Below are 18,854 nucleotides of genomic sequence, written 5' to 3'. Positions count from 1 at the left end.
TTTGTGTTGTTCAAGAGTCAAGCGCCCACGCCGCCAGGCGCGGCCGGTCTGGATCAATCTCGATTCCGCCACCGACTCATGTAGGCCGCCTGGACTGCGGACGGGCGTCGGCTCGCCGGGATCATCGCCCGTTCGCGTCGAATTACCGAGCCCATGGTGAGCGCGGTCAACACAATCAGCACGATCGCTGGAACAGCAGACAACGGCGTGGTCAGCAGCAGTTGGTTGAGATCAATAGTGTTCATATAGGGACTTCGTAGCCGCGGTCGAGCTGGATGGCTGGGACGGCCAAAAAATCTATGCACCACCAGGGCGGTAGCACCCCGTTACATGCAGCAGCAATGCGCCGCGCGGCCCGCATTCTCACCGGACAAATCCGCGTCGCCTACGATCGACCCTCGTGCCCCACGACGGTAATGTGCGATCGCACCGAATCGCCCGGCTAGTAGCCGTCGTATCGGGAATCACCGGTGTGCTTTTATGCGCCCTGGTTCCATTGCTTCCAGTGCGGGAGACCACCGCGACAATCCTGTGGCCGCAGAACGTCACGGCCGACGGCAGCATCGCCCAGGTCACCGCTCCCCTGGTTTCCGGGGCACCGCGCGCGCTGGATATCTCGATCCCGTGCTCGGCGATGGCGACCCTGCCGGCCAAGGGCGGGCTGGTGCTCTCCACGCTCCCAACAGATGGGGTGGACACCGGCAAGAGCGGCCTGTTCGTGCGCGCCAACAAGCGCACGATTGTCGTCGCGTTCCGGGATTCCGTGGCTGCTGCGGCGTCCCGGAAGGCGATCGCCAACGGCGACTGCAGCGTGCTGCGCATCTGGGCAGATGTCGGCGGTGCAGGAGCCGATTTCGTCGGCCTCCCAGGAGCCGCCGGCACCTTGCCGCCTGAGAAGAAACCACAGGTCGGTGGGATTTTCACCGATCTGAAAGTTTCTCCCCAGCCCGGGTTGGCGGCCCGCGTAGACGTCGATACCAGGTTCATTGCAAGGCCGACTGCCCTGAAGCAGATCGTGATATCGCTGGGTGCGCTCGCGGTCCTGGTCGCAATCGGCGCGCTGGCGGCCTTGGATCGCCTCAGCCGGGGCAGAGAGTCGCTGCGCAACTGGAGGTCGCCGATCGCCTGGCTCGCCCGGTACCGCCCACGCAAAAGCTGGGCCACGTGGTTCAGCAGCGGAGCCACATGGTTCGCCGACGCTGGGGTGATCGCAACGCTGCTGCTCTGGCATTTCATCGGCGCCACCTCGTCGGACGACGGCTACAACCTGACCATCGCCCGGATCGCACCGAAGGCCGGGTACGTGGCCAACTACTACCGGTACTTCGGCACCACTGAGGCGCCGTTCGACTGGTATCCCGCCGTACTGGCTCACCTCGCCTCGGTAAGCACCACCGGCGTGTGGATGCGGCTGCCGGCGACGCTGGCCGGAATCGCGTGCTGGTTGATTATCAGCCGCTGCGTGCTGCAGCGGCTGGGGCCGGGAAAGTACGGTCTGGCGTCCAACCGAGTGGCCAGATATACCGCCGCCGCGGTGTATGTGGCCGCCTGGCTGCCGTTCAACAACGGCCTTAGGCCCGAACCGCTGATTGCTCTGGGTGTGATGATCACCTGGATCCTGGTGGAACGCGCGATTGCGCAACACCGACTGGCTCCGGCGGCGGTCGCCATTGCGGTGGCAACGCTCACCGCGACTCTTGCGCCGCAAGGTTTGATCGCGCTGGCCGCGCTGCTGACCGGTGCCCGCGCCGTCGCCCAGGCGATCCAGCGGCGGCGAGCCACCGACGGCCTGCTGGGACCACTGGCCGCACTCGCAGCAGCCGCGTCGCTGATCACGGTGGTGGTGTTCCGTGACCAGACATTGGCAACGGTGGCCGAGTCGGCGCGCATCAAGTACAAAGTCGGCCCGACGCTGGCCTGGTATCAAGAATTCCTCCGCTACTACTTCCTCACCGTAGAGACCGTGGATGGGTCGATGGCGCGACGGTTCGCCGCGCTGGTTCTGCTCTTCTGCCTGTTTGGCGTGCTGGTGGTGCTGCTGCGCCGTGGCCGGGTGGCTGGCCTGGCCAGCGGACCAGCCTGGCGGCTCATCGGCACCACTGCGGTGGGCCTGCTGTTGCTCACATTTACCCCGACAAAGTGGGCCGTACAGTTCGGCGCTTTCGCCGGCCTGGCAGGCACGCTGGGCGCGGTCACTGCGTTCATCTTCGCCAGGGTTGGCCTGCACAGCCGCCGCAACCTGTCCCTGTACATCACCGCGTTGCTGTTCCTGCTGGCGTGGGCCACTTCGGGGATCAACGGCTGGTTCTACGTCAACAACTACGGTGTGCCGTGGTTCGATATCAAACCCGTCATCGCCGGGCGCCCAGTGACATCGATGTTCCTGACCTTGTCGATCCTCACTGGCTTGCTGGCGGCCTGGCAGCACTTTCGCCTGGACTACGCCGGGCATACCGAGGTCAAGGACAACCGCCGCAACCGCGTCCTTGCCTCTACTCCACTGCTGTTGGTCGCGGTGATCATGGTGTTGGGCGAGGTCGGCTCGATGGCCAAGGGCGCCGTGTTCCGCTACCCCCTCTACACCACCACAAAAGCCAACGTGGCCGCCGCACTTTCCGTTGCCGCCGGCCCGGGCAACCCCGCGTGCGCGATGGCCGATGATGTGCTGGCCGAGCCCGACCCCAACGCAGGTCTGCTGCAGCCCGTTCCGGGACAGGCCTTCGGCCCCGGTGGCCCGCTCGGCGGCGTCAACCCGGTCGGCTTCAAACCCAACGGCGTCGGCGATGATCTGAAATCTGACCCGGTGGTGACCAAGCCCGGCCTCGTTAATTCCGATGCGTCGCCCAATAAGCCGAACGCTGCCATCAGTGATTCCGCCGGCACTGCCGGCGGCAAGGGGCCGATAGGGGTGAACGGGTCGCATGCCGCGCTGCCGTTCGGGCTGGATCCTGCGCGCACACCAGTGATGGGCAGCTACGGCGAAAACACCCTGGCTGCCACGGCCACCTCAGCCTGGTATCAACTACCGGCACAGTGGAAGGAACATCTGCCGGCCCAGCCATTAGTAGTCGTCACCGCCGCAGGCGCCATCTGGTCGTACAAAGAAGACGGCAACTTCATTTATGGACAATCGCTGAAACTGCAGTGGGGCGTCACCCGACCAGATGGCAGTACCGAGCCACTTGCCCAGGTGCAGCCGATCGACATCGGCCCGCAGCCCGCGTGGCGCAACCTGCGCTTCCCGTTGACATGGGCACCCCCGGAGGCCGACGTGGCACGCATTGTCGCCTATGACCCGAACCTCAGCTCCGACCAATGGTTCGCATTCACGCCACCGCGGGTCCCGGCGCTGGAACCGCTGCAGCAAATGATCGGATCACAAACCCCGGTGTTGATGGATATTGCGACCGCAGCGAACTTCCCCTGCCAGCGGCCGTTTTCCGAACACCTCGGTATCGCCGAACTTCCGCAATACCGCATCCTGCCCAATCACAAACAGACCGCATCCTCGTCCAACCTGTGGCAATCCACCTCGACCGGCGGGCCGTTCCTGTTCACTCAGGCGCTGCTGCGCACCTCGACAATTCCGACGTACCTGCGTAGTGACTGGTACCGGGACTGGGGATCTGTGGAGCAATACCACCGCCTGGTGCCCGCCGACCGCGCCCCAGCGGCTGTCGTAGAACAAGGCGTGGTCACGGTGCCGGGCTGGAGCCGGCAGGGACCGATTAGGGCTCTGCCATGAAAGTGTTGAGCCGCGGGGAACGGCCCGCAACCGCCAGCGCCGATACCCGGTTGCGCCGCGACGTGAAGATGACACGCTGGGTGGCCACAATCGCAGGCCTGATCGGCTTCGTGTTGTCCGTCGCGACGCCGCTGCTGCCGGTCGTGCAGACCACCGCGATGCTGAACTGGCCTCAGGGCGGGCAACTCAATAGCGTTACAGCGCCGCTGATTACCCTGACGCCGGTCAACATGGCGGCGTCTGTGCCGTGCGATCTGGTGCGCAAGCTGCCGCCCTCGGGCGGGGTCGTGTTGGGAACAGCACCCAAGCAGGGCAAGGACGCCAACCTCAACGCGTTGTTCGTCGTTGTAAGCAAGCAGCGAGTAAACGTCACCGACCGCAATGTGGTGATCCTCAGCGTGCCGCGCGACGAGGTGTTGTCACCGCGATGCCAACGCATCGAGGTCACCTCGACCCACGCCGGAACTTTCGCGACCTTCGTCGGCTTGACCGACCCATCGGGCAGACCACTACGCGATGGCTATCCCGATCCGAACCTGCGCCCCCAGATTGTCGGTGTGTTCACCGACCTGACCGGTCCCGCGCCGCCCGGATTACAGCTGTCGGCGACCATCGACACCCGGTTCTCCACCACGCCGACAACGGCAAAGCTGTTCGCCATCGTGGGGGCGATCCTGGCCACCGTGATCGCTGTGATCGCGCTGTGGCGCCTCGACCAGTTGGACGGCCGCCGGATGCGCCGGCTGATTCCGGCCAGGTGGCGGAGTTTCACTCTCGCCGATGCCACGGTGATATTCGGATTCCTGCTCTGGCATGTGATCGGCGCGAACTCCTCCGACGACGGCTACATCCTGGGCATGGCGCGAGTCGCCGACCACGCGGGCTACATGTCCAATTACTTCCGGTGGTTCGGCAGCCCGGAGGACCCGTTCGGCTGGTACTACAACTTGCTCGCGCTGATGACCCACGTCAGCGACGCAAGCCTGTGGATGCGGCTACCAGACCTGGTTGCCGGGCTGGTGTGCTGGCTGCTGCTTTCTCGGGAGGTATTGCCTCGGCTGGGCCCGGCTGTGGGCTCCAGTAAGGCTGCCACGTGGGCTGCCGGCATGGTCCTGCTTACCGCCTGGATGCCGTTCAACAACGGTCTTCGCCCGGAACCCATCATTGCGCTCGGTTCACTGGTCACCTACGTGCTGATCGAGCGGTCCCTCCGATACGGTCGGCTGACACCGGCCGCGCTGGCGATCGTCACGGCGGCGTTCACCTTGGGTGTGCAGCCCACCGGCCTGATCGCGGTAGCCGCGCTGGTCGCTGGCGGGCGCCCGATCCTCAGAATTCTGGCCAGGCGCCGTCGCATGGTCGGCACGTGGCCGTTGGTAGCCCCAATGCTGGCGGCCGGCACAGTCATACTCACCGTGGTATTCGCCGACCAGACACTGTCAACCGTATTGGAAGCAACGAGGATTCGCACCGCGATCGGGCCCAGCCAGGCGTGGTACACCGAGAATCTGCGCTACTACTACCTCATCCTGCCCACCGTGGACGGTTCATTGTCGCGCCGGTTCGGCTTTCTCATCACCGCACTCTGCCTTTTCACGGCGCTGTTTATCATGTTGCGGCGCAAGCGGGTTTCCGGCGTGGCCGCTGGTCCGGCCTGGCGACTCATGGGTGTCCTTTTCGGCACCATGTTCTTCCTGATGTTCACCCCCACTAAGTGGGTGCACCACTTCGGTCTGTTCGCCGCGGTTGGGTCGGCAATAGCCGCACTTACCACGGTGTTGGTTTCGCCGATGGTGCTGCGCTGGTCAAGAAACCGGATGGCGTTCCTGGCGGCGCTGTTCTTCATGCTGGCATTGTGCTTCGCCACCACCAACGGCTGGTGGTATGTGTCCAGCTACGGCGTACCGTTCAACAGCACAATGCCGAAGATCGCCGGAATCACAGTCAGCACAATCTTTTTCATGCTGTTTGCGATATCAGCGCTGTACGCGGCGTGGCTGCACTTCGCCCCCCGCGGCAGCGGCGAAGGTCGGCTGCCGCGAGCACTGACCACAGCTCCAATAGCGTTCGTGGCGGGGTTCATGGCACTGGTTTTTGTCGCGTCGATGGCGATCGGCATCGTCCGGCAATACCCGACTTACTCCAACGGCTGGGCCAACCTGCGCGCTTTCACCGGAGGCTGCGGCCTGGCCGACGACGTTCTCGTCGAGCCTGATGCCAATGCAGGATTCATGCGGCCACTGCCGGGCAACTACGGCCCGCTGGGGCCACTAGGCGGGTCCGACCCGGTCGGCTTTGCGCCCAACGGGGTACCAAAACACACTGTCGCCGAAGCGATTCGGATGACGCCCAACCAGCCCGGCACCGACTACGACTGGGATGCGCCGACAAAGCTGAAGAAGCCCGGCATCAACGGTTCAACGGTGCCACTACCGTACGAGCTTGATCCCGCCCGGGTTCCGCTGGCCGGCACCTATACCCAAGGTGCACAACAGCAGAGCAAGCTCGCTTCGGCGTGGTACCAATTGCCCCAGCCAGACGATGGACATCCGCTCGTGGTGGTAACCGCGGCAGGCAAGATCGCCGGAATCAGTGTGCTGCATGGCTACACTCCCGGGCAGACCGTGGCGCTGGAATACGCCCGGCGCGCCCCGGACGGCGAACTGGTTTCCGCGGGCCGGATGGTGCCTGATGATCTGTTCGGGGAGCAGCCGAAGGTGTGGCGCAACCTCCGCTTTGCCCGCTCCAAGATGCCCGCGGACGCGGTCGCGGTCCGAGTGGTGGCCGAAGACCTGTCCCTGACGCCGGAAGACTGGATCGCGGTGACCCCGCCACGAGTACCGGAGTTGCGGTCCCTGCAAGAGTATGTGGGCTCGACCCAGCCAGTGCTCCTGGACTGGGCGGTTGGGCTAGCCTTCCCCTGCCAGCAGCCGATGCTGCACGTCAATGGCGTCACCGAGATCCCGAAGTTCCGGATCACACCGGACTACCTGGCCAAAAAACTGGACACCGACACGTGGGAAGACGGAACCAACGGCGGGCTGCTCGGGATCACCGACCTGCTGCTGCGCGCCCATGTGATGGCTACCTATCTGTCTCGCGACTGGGCCCGCGACTGGGGGTCGCTACGCAAGTTCGACACCCTGGTCGACGCCCCTCCCGCCCAGCTCGACCTCGGTACCGCGACCCGCGGCGGATTGTCGTCGCCGGGAAGAATCCGGATCAAGCCGTAGCCACACCCCGGCTTCCCAATCGCGCTCTCGTTGCTGCCAGCCGAGCAACCCAGCTCTGTGTTAGCAGCATCGTGGTTCGGTCGATGCCCAAACCACGTCACCACTGAACTGTCACTTCGGTATAGATATATATATCCTATGCAATAGGATCGCGGCATGCGCGACTACGAGTTCGAAACCGTGGACCGCTTGCCCTTCTCAACGCCGGAAAAGACGCAGCGTTACCAAACCGACAATTACCGCGGAGCCATAGGGCTCAACTGGTACCTCACGGATCCGACTCTGCAATTCACTATGGCGTACTACTTGCAACCCGACGAATTGGCGTTCGCCGAACCTCACTTGGCCCGCATCGGTGAGCTAATGGGCGGGCCGGTGGCACGCTGGGCCGAGGAGACCGACCGTCACCCACCGCACCTCGAACGCTATGACCGATGGGGCCATGACGTCAGCCGAGTGGTGATGCCCGAGTCGTTTACCCAGTCCAAGCGCGCCGTCGTCAGCGCCCAGCAGGCCTTGCGCGCCGAGGCGCGACGCGCAGGCGTGAACCCGTCCCTTCCGCTTTTCGCGTCTAACTATCTGCTCAATCAGGCAGATATCGGGCTGGGCTGCGCGCTCGGCACCGGCGGCAACATGGTCCGATCGCTGGTAACCGAGTTCGCACCACCCGATGTTCGCGACTCCGTTCTCGCCAAACTCAACTCCGGCGAGTGGGACGGCGAGGCAGCACAGCTGATGACGGAGCGCACCGGCGGCTCCGACCTCGGCGCCCTCGAGACAACCGCGACACGCGGCGACGACACCTGGCTGCTGAACGGGTTCAAATGGTTTGCCTCCAATTGCGCCGGCGAGGCGTTCGTCGTACTGGCCAAGCCGGAGGGGGCACCCGACTCCACCCGAGGTGTGGCCACCTTCCTGGTGCTCAGGACGCGCCGCGACGGTTCCCGCAACGGCGTCCGGATCCGCCGGCTCAAGGACAAGCTGGGCACCCGAGCGGTGGCTTCCGGCGAGATCGAGTTCGTCGACGCCGAAGCATTTCTCCTGTCCGGCGAACCGACCGCTGATGCGGCCGAATCCGACGGCAAAGGCCTTGGTCGCATGATGGAGCTGACCAACAGATTGCGGCTAGGCACAGCATCGTTCGCCCTCGGCAACGCGCGCCGTGCCTTGGTCGAATCGTTGTGCTACGCCCGCTCGCGCCGGGCATTCGGCGGTGCGCTCATCGATAAACCACTGATGCGCCGCAAGCTCGCCGAGATGATCGTTGACGTCGAAGCGGCTCAAGCAATGGTGTTCGACGGCACCGGAGCGGCCAACCACCGCCAGCCCAGGAGCATCCGGCAACGCATCGCGGTACCAGTCACCAAACTAAAAGTCTGCCGGTTGGGGATCACCGCGGCTTCGGACGCGACTGAGATCCACGGCGGCAATGGCTATGTCGAAACGTGGCCGGTGGCCCGGTTGCTGCGCGACGCGCAGGTCAACACCATCTGGGAAGGTTCGGACAATATTCTCTGCCTCGACGTACGCCGCGGTATCGAGCAGACCCGAGCCCACGAAATACTGCTAGCCCGGCTGCGTGACGCGGTATCGGTCTCTGGCGACGATGACACGACGCGGCTAGTCGCCAACCGCATCGAAGATCTCGATGCGGCAGTAGCCGCCTGGGCCACACTCGACCGCACCACGGCCGAGGCGCGCCTGTTCCCGCTCGCTCAATTGATGGGTGACGTCTACGCTGCCGCGTTGCTCACCGAGCAGGCCGCGTGGGAGCGGGAAACGCGCGGAGCCGACCGCAAAGCGCTGATCGCGCGTTTGTACGCGCAGCGCTATCTGGCCGATCGCGGGCCGCTGCGCGGCATTGACGCTGAATCCGATGAGGCAATCGAGCGCTTCGACGAACTCGCCGATGGCGCGCTGACGCTCTCTTAGCGAACCCCGGCTCCAGCCGGCGAACACCTGAGCGCCCACCGTTGGTCCGGGCATGTGTAGCTCGACCGGCCGTCGTATCCCGCCGGCGATCAACCAACCAGCTCGGCTCTGCTGTCAGCTTTTTCAGATCTAAAGTGCTCAACGCGTCGTGAGCACCAAGCCCGCGTAATGGCTATCGGCTACGTCTTCGCAGTGGCGGCGGTAGGTGCCGAGACCACCGACGTAGGGCATGAACACGCGCTTCTTGCCTTCGATGTTGGTGCCGAGGTACCAGGACGAACGCGCGGTGGGGAACAAAGTGCCATCGGCGATATCGGTGACATGGCGGGTCCAGCCAGCGGCGGCGTCTTTACCCGAAAATTCGTAGCGCGGGAAAGCCCCGCATCTTTAGTGCGGGGATGGAGCGCATCAATTTTGTTTCCGGGGTGGCCACTGCCTGGGGTCGCGGCGTGGCCGCCGCTTGTCGGTGCCCGGCACTATCGTGACTGGTATGAGTGCCGGGGCTGGTGAGGATGCGGGTAGCGGCAAAGCCCGCTACACCTACCGGCTGCGCATGTCGGGCGTCGCCGAAAAGGCTCTCCTGGTCGAGTGGGATCGCTGCCGCTGGGTGTGGAACCAGTGTGTCGCAGAATCGAAAAAAGCGCATCAGGCAGGCCAGACCTGCGGATACGCGGAACTCGACAAGCAACTAACTGGCTGGCGCCAACAGCAGGATTGGCTGGCCGCTGGATCGGCGGTACCGCATCAACAAACCGTGCGTGACTTCGCGAAATCGCGGGCAAAAGCGCTCAAGGACATCCGGAACCGGCTGCCGATGCGAGCCCGTGCTGGATTCCCCACATTCAAGAAGAAGCAACTCGCCGCGCCCACCCTCAACTACAACCGCAACGCCTTCCGGCTCGTAGACCGGGTGCTGTTTTTGGCGAAAGGTGTTGTGGTGCGGCCGGTGTGGTCGCGGGAGCTGCCTACTGCGCCGTCGAGTGTGCGCGTCTACCGCGACAGTCTGGGGCACTGGTATGCCTCGTTTGTGGTGAAAGCCCAAGCCGAGCCGCTACCAGTCACGGGCCGGGTAGTTGGTATCGACTGGGGTGTGAAGGCTATAGCTACCACCACCAGCGCTGAGCATGATTTGGCGCACCCGCAGCACGGTAAAACCGGATCCGACAAGCTGGCCCGCTATCAGCGGGCCATGGCGCGACGGCGCCCCGGAAAAGGGAAGCCAGGTAGTCGGCGCTACCGGGCGGCTAAAAGGTTGGCGGCCAAGGCGCACAAGAAGGTTGCGCGTCAACGCCAGCAGGACGCACGAATGTGGGCGAAAAACCTGGTCAATGATTTCGATGCGGTAGCAGTCGAGGACTTCAAGCCAAAGTTTTTGGCGAAGTCGACGATGGCGCGTAAGGCCGCCGATGCGGGTATCCGTATCGCGAAAACAGAACTTGTGAACATGGCGGGCAAGCATGGCCGTTGTGTTGTGATGGTGGACCCGAAGTACACCAGCACCGACTGCGGACAGTGCGGGGCAAGAGCCACGCACCGCCTGCCGCTGTCGCAACGCATCTACACCTGTGCCACGTGCGGCACAGTCGCGGACAGGGATCGAAACGCGGCGCAGGTGGTTTTAAACCGGGCAGGGCTGAACCCCGGCGGCGTAGACGGTGTAAGACCCGACGCGGCGTAGCTGCGCTAGGCAACCCGAGCTGCGGAATCCCCCGCATTTATGCGGGGGAGCAGTCAAGAGGCTCCACCTCGGTGACGCCCCTGCGCCGGGTCGCAAGAATCAGGTCGATCGCCCAGTTCACCTGCACCTCGGCGTGCAGCACCATATTGGCTAGCACCGACGGACTGCCGGGGCCGCTGAACGTGAACAGATTCGGCAGCCGTGGCACCATCATTCCGAGGAAGGTCAGCGGGCCATCCGCCCACAGGTCGGCTAGCCGATCGCCGTCGGGCCCGGTCGGGTTGATGCGGGTTAGCGCCCCGGTCATTGCGTCGAACCCGGTGGCAAAGATGAGCACATCGCAAGGATAGGAGCCCTGGGCGGTTCGGATGCCCCCGGCGGTGACCGCGACAATGGGTTCCGAACGTAGGTTGACCAGGCGGACGTTATCTCGGTTAAAGGTCTCGTAATAGCCGATGTCGGTGCAGATCCGTTTCGTGCCGATCGGATGGTCATCGGGGGTAAGGTGCGCCGCAACTACGGGATCACGAACGATTTCCCGAATCCTGTCCTCTGCAAAACGGCGGACGATGTCGTTCGCCTGCAGGTCGGTGTTCTGGTCAGGAAATGTCTTGCCGAACAGCACACCACCCTCGCGCCACCGCCGCCATAGGGCATCAAGCCTTTCCGCCGGATCGGTGTCGACGGCTTTCTTGTCGTACGTGCCGTGTGGCGTACCCGCGGGAGCGTAAGCTGAAGCGCTTCTGCGGCTTGGGTACTCGGCACGAATGCGTTGCAAATCCCGGTTCGACCACGGATGATTCGGCATCGGCACGCTGTAGTTCGCAGATCGCTGGAACACAACCAGCGACGATGCCTGCGCGGCGATGATCGGGATGGCCTGGATCCCCGATGATCCCGTCCCGACGATCCCGACCCGCTTGTTGCGTAGGTCGGGATGCTGATGAGGCCACGCGGCGGTGTAGTACACGCTGCCGCCGAAACCGTCGAGGCCGGGGAGATCCGGCCGGTTGGGTGCTGATAAACATCCGGTGGCGCACAACAGGAATCGGGCATAGTGGGTCAACCCGGTCGAAGTCTCAACGCACCAATAGCCGGATTCGCTTGTGAAAGTTGCCCCGACGACCTGTGTGTCGAAGTCGTAGCGGCGGGTCAGGTCGAACCGAACCGCAACGTGTTCAAGATACGCCAGAATTTCCGGCTGGGAAGCATAGCGCTCAGTCCACGTCCAACTGTGTTGCAATTCCTCATCGAAAGAGTAGGAGTAGTCCACACTTTCGACGTCACACCGCGCGCCCGGGTACCGGTTCCAGTACCAGGTGCCGCCTACTCCGGGTGCTGCCTCGATGCCGAGCACCGAGAGGCCCGATGTCGCGGCGCGGTGTACTGCATAGAGTCCCGCAAACCCGGCGCCAAGCACGATGACGTCGTAGACCTTGGGCGCGCTCACGGCTGTGGCCCGAGAGTTTCGGCCGTTGCCACCAACCGCCGCAGGTCCATCCACAACAGTTCGCGCGCCGCCGCGGCGGCAGGAAGCGACATCATCGTCATGAAACCGTGAAACAAACCGGGATAGTCACGCTGCAGCACCAAGACACCGGCCGCCCGGAGCGCCCGAGCGTAGTCGACACCCTCGCTGTGTAGCGGATCCAGGCCTGCGGTGACCACGACCGCCGGAGCCAAACCAGAGTGAGATTCGGCTCGAGCGGGAGCAACCAGGTAGGCGGGTTTGGGGAGCGGCTGCGCCCCCAGGTAGTGATGCCAATACCATCGCATCGCCGCTCTGGTGTTGTAGTAGCCGGTTGCGTAGGCCCGGTAGCTCGCAGTGTCGCACGACGGGTCGAGTGCTGGGTATAACAGCAGCTGCCCTGCGGGCTGCATCAGACCCTGTTCACGACAATGGATTGCCACCGCTGCGGCCAGATTCGCACCTGCGCTGTCACCGGCGACGAGGATCCGGCTAGGGGCCACACCGAGTTCAGCAGAGTAGTCGACCGCCCAGCAGAACGCGGCGAATGCGTCGAGCACGGCGGCTGGGGCACGGTTTTCGGGTGCCAACGCATAATCGACCGAGATGACGACGACCGCCGAGTTTGCGCACATGGCTCGACAGAACGCGTCGTGAGTGTCCAGGCTGCAGAACACGAATCCGCCGCCATGGCAGAACACGACTGCGGCCCTGGTTCCCAGCGCCGGCGGGTAGTAAATCCGAAGCCGCAACAGACCATTCGGCCCGGCGATCGAGCGCTCCTGCACGTCACCGACATCTTGGGCGACCACGGGCAGGGCGGCGTGGCGGTCGGCGATGGTGGCGCGAACCTGGGCGGGTGTCATGGTTTCGACGGCGGGGAAGCCAGCATCGAGCGCTCTCAAGGTTTCGGCTACACCATCGGTCACCGACTCACCTCCCCACCTGCGGCACGCCTCGGCGCGACTATACCTATTAGGAATATGCCGAACAATACCTTGCTACCGGTAGGGTGTCGTCATGGCGGATGACGGCTCGGCGCCGCTGCGGGCAACGAGTTGGGCGGTGCTGGGCCTGCTGTCGTTCGGGGAAGAACTCTCCGGCTACGACTTGAAGAAGTGGGCCGACTGGAGCCTGCGTTTTTTCTACTGGGCCCCGTCGTTCAGCCAGATATACGGCGAACTACACAAATTGGAAGCACTCGGCCTGGTCTCGTCCCGAATCGTTGACAAGAACGACGTCCGGGGCAAACGGTTATACCTCATCACCGCCGCGGGCAAAGACGCCGTCGCCACCTGGGCCAACGACGCTCCCCCCGATCCTGCAGTACTCAAGCACGGCATCATGCTGCGAATGTGGTTGGGGCACATGGCCGAACCCGAGAAGCTACGCGAGGCGCTGTTAGCACATCGCGAGCAATCCGAGCAGATGAGGGTGCGGGCTTTGGCCCACGTTGAAGGCGCCAAGACCAACCCCAACTGGGTCTACCCCGAGATAGTGCTCAACTGGTCGGCGCAGTACTACGCCGATGAGTGCGCCCGCGCCGACACAATGCTAGCTGACCTTGACCGGCTAGCCGAGCAGCGCTCGGGCGAATTGCCGGCTCGCCAGCCTCAAGCAGGCCGATAACGCAGCAAGGTGATTCCGTCTTCAACGTCGCAGAAAACCGGGCTGACTCGCATACCAATGCGCAGGTCTTCCGGCTTGACGTCGATCAATTCGGTGCTGAATCGCGGCCCCACGTCCCACTCGACGACAGCGAGCAATTGCGGGACCCTATCCGACCACGGCGGCCCAGTAGGTCTTCGCGCCACCGTATAGGTGTACACCGTTGCCGCGCCATCGATTTCGCGTCACTGCAGATCGTCGGCGAATGATCCGGGGGCCAGCGTCCGCGGGTAGAAGACATACTGCTGCAACGACGGCGAATACTGCACCAGGATGCGATGCTGGGTAAGCGCATCCCAGAACGGCTTGGATACCGGCGTGGCTTCCGGAAGCGGCAGCTGGCCGACATTTGGTTCAGCCATTGTCGCCGCCGACCAGCGTCAGCGCCACCTGCTCGCTCATGATGCCGCCGGTGCCGGTGACGAAGGCGGTGTTGCAGTCACGCACCTGCGTGTCGCCGGCTCGTCCCATGACCTGGCGCGCACCGTCAACCACATGATGCATGCCGCCGGCCATCCCAGCCTGACCAAACGACAGTTGCCCTCCGGCAGTGTTGAGCGGAAAATCTCCGGAATAGGTGAGGTCACGCTCGGTGACCCAGGCCATCCCCTGCCCCTTGGCGCAGAAGCCCGAGTCTTCCAGACTCATCAAGACCGTGATGGTGTAGCAGTCGTAGATCGACGCCACGTCAATGTCGGAACGCGCGAGGCCGGACATCGCAAATGCCCGGTCAGCGGCCTTAGCGATCGGCGTCTGGAGTAGGTCCGCGGCGTACGTGGGCGTCTTGAACGCGATGCGCTCGCCGAAGCCGGTAATCCAGACGGGCCGATGACGTCCGCGGCGAGCCACGTCGGCGTTGGCGACCAGTACCCCGGCTCCCCCATACACCCACATGACCGTCTCGAGCATGTGGATGGGATCGGCGATCATCGGGCTGCCCAGAACGTCATCGACCGTAATCGGCGCGCCGTGGAAAACCGCGCCGGGGTGTGCGCAGGCGTTGGTCCGCTGATCGACCGCAATCTTGGCGAGAGCCGTTGCGTCGTAGCCGTATTCGCCGGCGTACCGGTTGGCGATTTGCGCGTATGGGGCGTTCTGGCCGACGTTTCCATAAGGGATCTCAAACTCTGCTTGCGGCGATCCGTAATTGTTGCTGGACGCGCCAAGCCAGCTTTGCTGCGCCGGTGGTCGTCGCATCGAGCGCGGTTGATTGGCCGATCCAGGGACCACTGCCAGCACGGCGTCGCACAGTCCCAGTTCGACGGCGACCGCTGCCCGCCAAACCATGCCCGCCGCACTGGCCCCACCCAGATCGACGCGCTCACCGAAATCCAATGGCACGCCTAAATATTCCGACAGTGTCGCAGGTGCGAACATGCTTGATTCGGCCACGCCGTGGGTGAGAAGGCCATTGACGCAGTCGGGTTCTACCGCGGCGTCCTCGATCACCAGTTTGGCCAGTCGGGCGTACTGATCGAGAGTGAACAACGGCGGCGCCGAGGGTTTGCGCTGTGCGGGCAGCTCGGCGATGCCGACGATGGCAGCCTCGCCACGCAGCCCGGTCACAACGCCGCCCGCAGTGGCAGCGCAACCATAGCCGAACCCGGCATCAAAACGGTGGTGTCGCGCTTGCCTGCGATCTCGAGGTCGAGCAAGCCCATGCTCGGATGCAACTCGGGCTCAAGACGTTTGGCGGTGACGTGGCCGCCGAACCTCAGCTCTTGCCCCGGCAGAGCGACCGCCCTGTTCTGCACCGAGTAGTCCAGCAGGCGTCCGCGTCCGCCAATCCAGTCGGTGAGCGCGCGGGCCAGCAATGCCGCCTGCAATGGGCCGTGGACCAGCACATCGTCGTAACCCTCCACGTCACGGGCCCATGCCTTGTCATAGTGGATGCGATGCCCGTTGTAGGTGGCCGCACTGAAGAAGAACATCTGGGTTTCGTCGACAGTGACGACGAGCTCGGGAATCGTATCGCCTTCGTTGACGTCCTCGTAATGTAACTGTTCGGTTGCCACGGCATTCCTCACGGTCGAGCGATCATCGACATAGACGCTTCGGCGAGCAGCTCGCCGCGCTGATTGCGATACACCGAGCGCCAAGTCACGACGACAAACCTTCCTGAGCGGCCCTGCTTCTCGGTGATGGATTCCACGGTGCGCACCATGTCGACGTCGTCGCGGTGATAGGCCGGGGCGTGGAAGGTGGTGCTTTCCGCACCCGCCATACGCTTGGGCGCGAGAGGAAACGCAAGGCCACCCGACGCCGCGCCAGACGACCCGTCGGCGCGTAACTCGTCCAACCGCGTTACGCCTAAGACGGCGTACTGGAGGAACAGCGGAGGGCAGATGACATCGGTGTAGCCGTTCGCGCGAGCATAGTCGGGATCGAACCACAGCGGGTTGTCGTCTCCAACGGCTGCGGCCCAGCGCTGCCAGTCGCGCCTCAAAACCTCGCCTCGAGCAGCGGCGGCCACGGTGCCGACCCGGGCAGCCGACTCAGCGTCGATGAGGCTGTCTTCTGTCACCGCGCATTCCCTTCGGTCAACGTCCCCGGGGCGCCCGCGGCGAGGTCGAGTTCGCCTTCCAACCAACGCGCTGCCGTGTCTGGGCCACCTCCGAGTGTGGAGAGCACCCGCGCCCGCTCCGACCATAGGTGTAGGTCCGTCTCGGTGACATAACCCATACCACCGTGCAATTGGTGCGCATCCAGGGTGATTTTTGTGGCTGCGGTCGCGGCGTGGATGCGCGCAACCGCCGTCTGACGTGTCGCGGTCTGGCCCCTGTTTAGCCAAAATACCGCGGCGTGGGCGGCCAGACGCGCCGCGGACACTGCGATGTCCATGTCAGCGACCAGATGCTGGGCCGCCTGGAATGCCGCGATGGGTCGGCCGAACTGCTCGCGACTACGGGTGTATTCGACGGTTCGCTCGATCACTGCCTCTCCGATACCGACTAGGTCCATGGACTGCAACGCCACCGAGGTATTGGCGACACGGCGCAAGTTTTCGGTGCCACGACCGTCAGAGACATCAATCACGGATTCGGCATCGGCGACGGCTACATCGTCGAAGCGAACGCGGCATGCTCGGTGACCGCCCATCAGGGAGAGCCGATCCCGGTGCACTCCGGGTGCGGCGAGATCCACAACAGCCATCAGCGTCCGGTCGTCAGCGCGCGCCGAGACAACGATCACCTCCGCGGCAGCGGATTCGCTGACAAAGTCGACGGTGCCGACAAGCCGCCAGCCACCCGTGTCGGCGCAAGCGGTGAGAACGGGTGCCGTGTCGGCGGCGTCGCGCGGATTCCACAGCGCCGTAGCTGCCCGCAGTTCACCGGCGCACAGGGCAGGCAGCCACGCGGCCCGCATATCCGCTCCGCCGAGGGTCGTGATCGCCAGGCCTGCGAGCACCGTGCCATGCACCGCCAACGGACACAGCGCGCGCCCGGCTTCGAGCGCGAACACTCCGACGTCGGAGAGCGTTCCACCGGATCCGCCGTCCTCTTCGGCGACAGCCAAACCCAGGACGCCAGCACCCGCCAGGGCCTTCCATAAACCGACCGGCAGGATCGCGCCTGCGTTGTAGGTCCGCACCATCGAGGTGGAGCATTCGACTGCCAATAGCGCCCGCAGCATCGCTGACAGCTCACGGTGTTCGCTCGGCGCAAGCAACCTCATTGATCCACCCCCCGTTCAGTATCGCGCTTGCTGGTCGGCATCTCAGCGCCCGTAGGAGGGCATGCGTCGGCCACGCTGTGCGATGACATCGCGCAGCACTTCGTTGGTTCCACCGCCGAAGCGCATCAAGGGCGCCTCGCGATAGAGCCGTTCGAACCGGCCTTGAAGCGGCGCCTCAGGGCTGAGATGCGCAAGCAGCCCATCGGGCCCGAGGAGGTTGAGAGCAACATCGGCGATGCGCTGACGCAGCTCGCTGGTGAAAATCTTTTCCACACTGACCTCGACAGTTGGGATTACGCCACTGTCGAGCAGTGATGCCGCCTCGTACCCCATCAACGTCGCGGCGTCGATGTCGGCCGTCAACAGCGCGAGCCGCCTGCGCACCACCGGGTCGTCGATCGCGACCGTGCCGTCGCGCAACGGGCACCGGGCCAAGGCGATAAGGTCATCAACGGCTCGGCGGAGGTCACCGGCGTTCGTGAGCGCTCCGCGTTCGAGGTCAAGGGCTCCGGTGATGTAGGTCCAACCCCGGTTGACCTCGCCAATCAGGTTGCCCACCGGGACTCGCACATCCTGAAAGAAGACCTCGTTGGTGCGGTACCCCGACCATGCGTACAGCGGGCGGATCTCGATCCCCGGCGAGTCGATAGGCACAATGATCACCGAGATGCCACGGTGGCGGGCAGCCGCGGGATCGGTTCGTACGCAGAGCCATTCGTGGGTTGCCCGGTGCGCCCCGCTGTTCCAGATCTTGGCGCCGTTAATCACCCATTCTTCACCGTCGCGGTCCGCTCTGGTTCGCAGTGCCGCCAGGTCCGTGCCCGCATTGGACTCCGAGTAGCCCACAGCGCAGATCAGCTCGCCGCGTGCAATGGCCGGGAGGAATTCGGCCTTGTTCTGCTCGGTCCCGTGCCGCATGATCATCGGCGCTACCGACGTGACGGTGAGATCGGGTCCGGGCACACCCCAATACTCGAACTCGCTGATTAAAAGGTGCTGGTGCACCGCGCCCAGCCCAAGGCCACCATATTCGCGGGGCCAGTTCAGGCCGAACCAGCCCTTCTCCCCGATCGCTCGACGGAACCGGGCCACCTCACCTCCGACGAACTCAAGGTCGTGGGCGGCGAGCTCGGCGCGCAGCGCCGGGGTGACGTTCGCGCGCAAGAACTCGCGCACCTCCGCCAGCCACGCACTCTGCTCGGCGTCGAGCTCGAAGTCCATGTCCGTCCCCGATGTGGCCACTATTCCGATGAGCGTTATTTCTAATCGGAATAGTAGTGTAGGACGTCGGTCTGATGGACCCGCATCGACAGCGCGCGGGACTCGAGATCGGCCTCCCGACAGACGGGGCGATGAAGGTGTCCACCCGGTGCTCCGCGGTCGGCATCTCGGCCAAGAATCGGAACGCTCGCCGCACCGCGCTAGCAGCATCGCCGGGTCGGACGACCGAACTGA

The 18,854-nt window shown here is 64.2% G+C and carries 12 protein-coding genes and 3 pseudogenes; 5 read left to right on the top strand and 10 right to left on the bottom strand.

Annotation, left to right across the window (positions count from 1 at the left end; all coding sequences use genetic code 11):
- Window positions 1-53 precede the first annotated feature (53 nt).
- Entirely contained in the window at window positions 54-245 is a 192-nt protein-coding gene (locus ACO07W_RS11950) for a hypothetical protein (protein WP_421843418.1), read from the bottom strand.
- 155 nt (window positions 246-400) lie between these two features.
- Between ACO07W_RS11950 and ACO07W_RS11945 the strand changes: the two genes are divergently transcribed.
- The 3 genes from ACO07W_RS11945 to ACO07W_RS11935 all read left to right on the top strand — a co-directional run bounded on the left by ACO07W_RS11945 (window position 401) and on the right by ACO07W_RS11935 (window position 8,910).
- The gene (locus tag ACO07W_RS11945) at window positions 401-3,745 is read left to right on the top strand and encodes an arabinosyltransferase domain-containing protein (RefSeq protein ID WP_421843416.1); all 3,345 of its coding nucleotides are present in this window, start codon (window positions 401-403) and stop codon (window positions 3,743-3,745) included.
- Between the two features lie 68 nt (window positions 3,746-3,813).
- Window positions 3,814-6,978 (top strand): arabinosyltransferase EmbB, encoded by a 3,165-nt coding sequence (gene embB / locus ACO07W_RS11940; RefSeq protein ID WP_421845952.1) that lies wholly within the window; start codon window positions 3,814-3,816, stop codon window positions 6,976-6,978.
- A 156-nt stretch (window positions 6,979-7,134) separates the two neighbouring features.
- Window positions 7,135-8,910: an acyl-CoA dehydrogenase family protein gene (locus ACO07W_RS11935; protein ID WP_421843414.1), complete on the top strand. Its 1,776-nt coding sequence runs from the start codon at window positions 7,135-7,137 to the stop codon at window positions 8,908-8,910.
- A gap of 138 nt (window positions 8,911-9,048) precedes the next feature.
- Here the strand turns inward: ACO07W_RS11935 and ACO07W_RS11930 are convergent.
- A pseudogene (locus tag ACO07W_RS11930) lies at window positions 9,049-9,261 on the bottom strand (cyclohexanone monooxygenase); the annotation flags it as partial.
- Between the two features lie 139 nt (window positions 9,262-9,400).
- Here ACO07W_RS11930 and ACO07W_RS11925 point away from each other — a divergent pair.
- A complete protein-coding gene (locus ACO07W_RS11925; protein WP_421841682.1) occupies window positions 9,401-10,588 on the top strand; it encodes an RNA-guided endonuclease InsQ/TnpB family protein in 1,188 nt (395 codons plus the stop codon).
- Window positions 10,589-10,646: 58 nt separating this feature from the next.
- Here ACO07W_RS11925 and ACO07W_RS11920 read toward each other — a convergent pair.
- Window positions 10,647-12,038 (bottom strand): annotated as a pseudogene (locus ACO07W_RS11920) (flavin-containing monooxygenase); the annotation flags it as partial.
- Window positions 12,035-12,985 carry an alpha/beta hydrolase gene (locus ACO07W_RS11915; RefSeq protein WP_421843412.1) on the bottom strand — a complete coding sequence of 317 codons (951 nt, stop codon included), beginning with the start codon at window positions 12,983-12,985 and terminating at the stop codon, window positions 12,035-12,037. The pseudogene ACO07W_RS11920 and the gene ACO07W_RS11915, both read right to left, overlap by 4 nt.
- 91 nt (window positions 12,986-13,076) lie before the next feature.
- Between ACO07W_RS11915 and ACO07W_RS11910 the strand changes: the two genes are divergently transcribed.
- Complete coding sequence (locus ACO07W_RS11910; RefSeq protein WP_421843410.1) at window positions 13,077-13,685, top strand: PadR family transcriptional regulator; 609 nt, start codon at window positions 13,077-13,079, stop codon at window positions 13,683-13,685.
- On the opposite strand, the pseudogene ACO07W_RS11905 reads toward ACO07W_RS11910, so the two are convergent.
- The 6 genes and pseudogenes from ACO07W_RS11905 to ACO07W_RS11880 all read right to left on the bottom strand — a co-directional run bounded on the left by ACO07W_RS11905 (window position 13,670) and on the right by ACO07W_RS11880 (window position 18,620).
- A pseudogene (locus tag ACO07W_RS11905) lies at window positions 13,670-14,086 on the bottom strand (Zn-ribbon domain-containing OB-fold protein). The gene ACO07W_RS11910 and the pseudogene ACO07W_RS11905 sit on opposite strands and share 16 nt — an antisense overlap.
- On the bottom strand, window positions 14,079-15,290 hold the full coding sequence (locus ACO07W_RS11900) for a thiolase family protein (protein ID WP_421843408.1): 1,212 nt from the start codon (window positions 15,288-15,290) through the stop codon (window positions 14,079-14,081). Before ACO07W_RS11900 ends, ACO07W_RS11905 begins: the two are co-directional and overlap by 8 nt.
- Entirely contained in the window at window positions 15,287-15,739 is a 453-nt protein-coding gene (locus ACO07W_RS11895) for a MaoC/PaaZ C-terminal domain-containing protein (protein WP_421843406.1), read from the bottom strand. The genes ACO07W_RS11900 and ACO07W_RS11895 overlap by 4 nt, the downstream gene beginning before the upstream one ends.
- Before the next feature lie 8 nt (window positions 15,740-15,747).
- Complete coding sequence (locus tag ACO07W_RS11890) at window positions 15,748-16,248, bottom strand: MaoC family dehydratase (RefSeq protein WP_421843404.1); 501 nt, start codon at window positions 16,246-16,248, stop codon at window positions 15,748-15,750.
- Window positions 16,245-17,399 (bottom strand): acyl-CoA dehydrogenase family protein, encoded by a 1,155-nt coding sequence (locus ACO07W_RS11885; RefSeq protein ID WP_421843402.1) that lies wholly within the window; start codon window positions 17,397-17,399, stop codon window positions 16,245-16,247. The genes ACO07W_RS11890 and ACO07W_RS11885 overlap by 4 nt, the downstream gene beginning before the upstream one ends.
- A 42-nt stretch (window positions 17,400-17,441) precedes the next feature.
- Entirely contained in the window at window positions 17,442-18,620 is a 1,179-nt protein-coding gene (locus ACO07W_RS11880) for an acyl-CoA dehydrogenase family protein (RefSeq protein ID WP_421843400.1), read from the bottom strand.
- Between the last annotated feature and the right edge of the window lie 234 nt (window positions 18,621-18,854).

Source organism: Mycobacterium sp. (assembly GCF_965230835.1).
Classification (GTDB): domain Bacteria; phylum Actinomycetota; class Actinomycetes; order Mycobacteriales; family Mycobacteriaceae; genus Mycobacterium.
The sequence above is the reverse complement of the archived record's forward strand: the minus strand, read 5'-3'. Positions and strand labels throughout refer to the sequence as shown.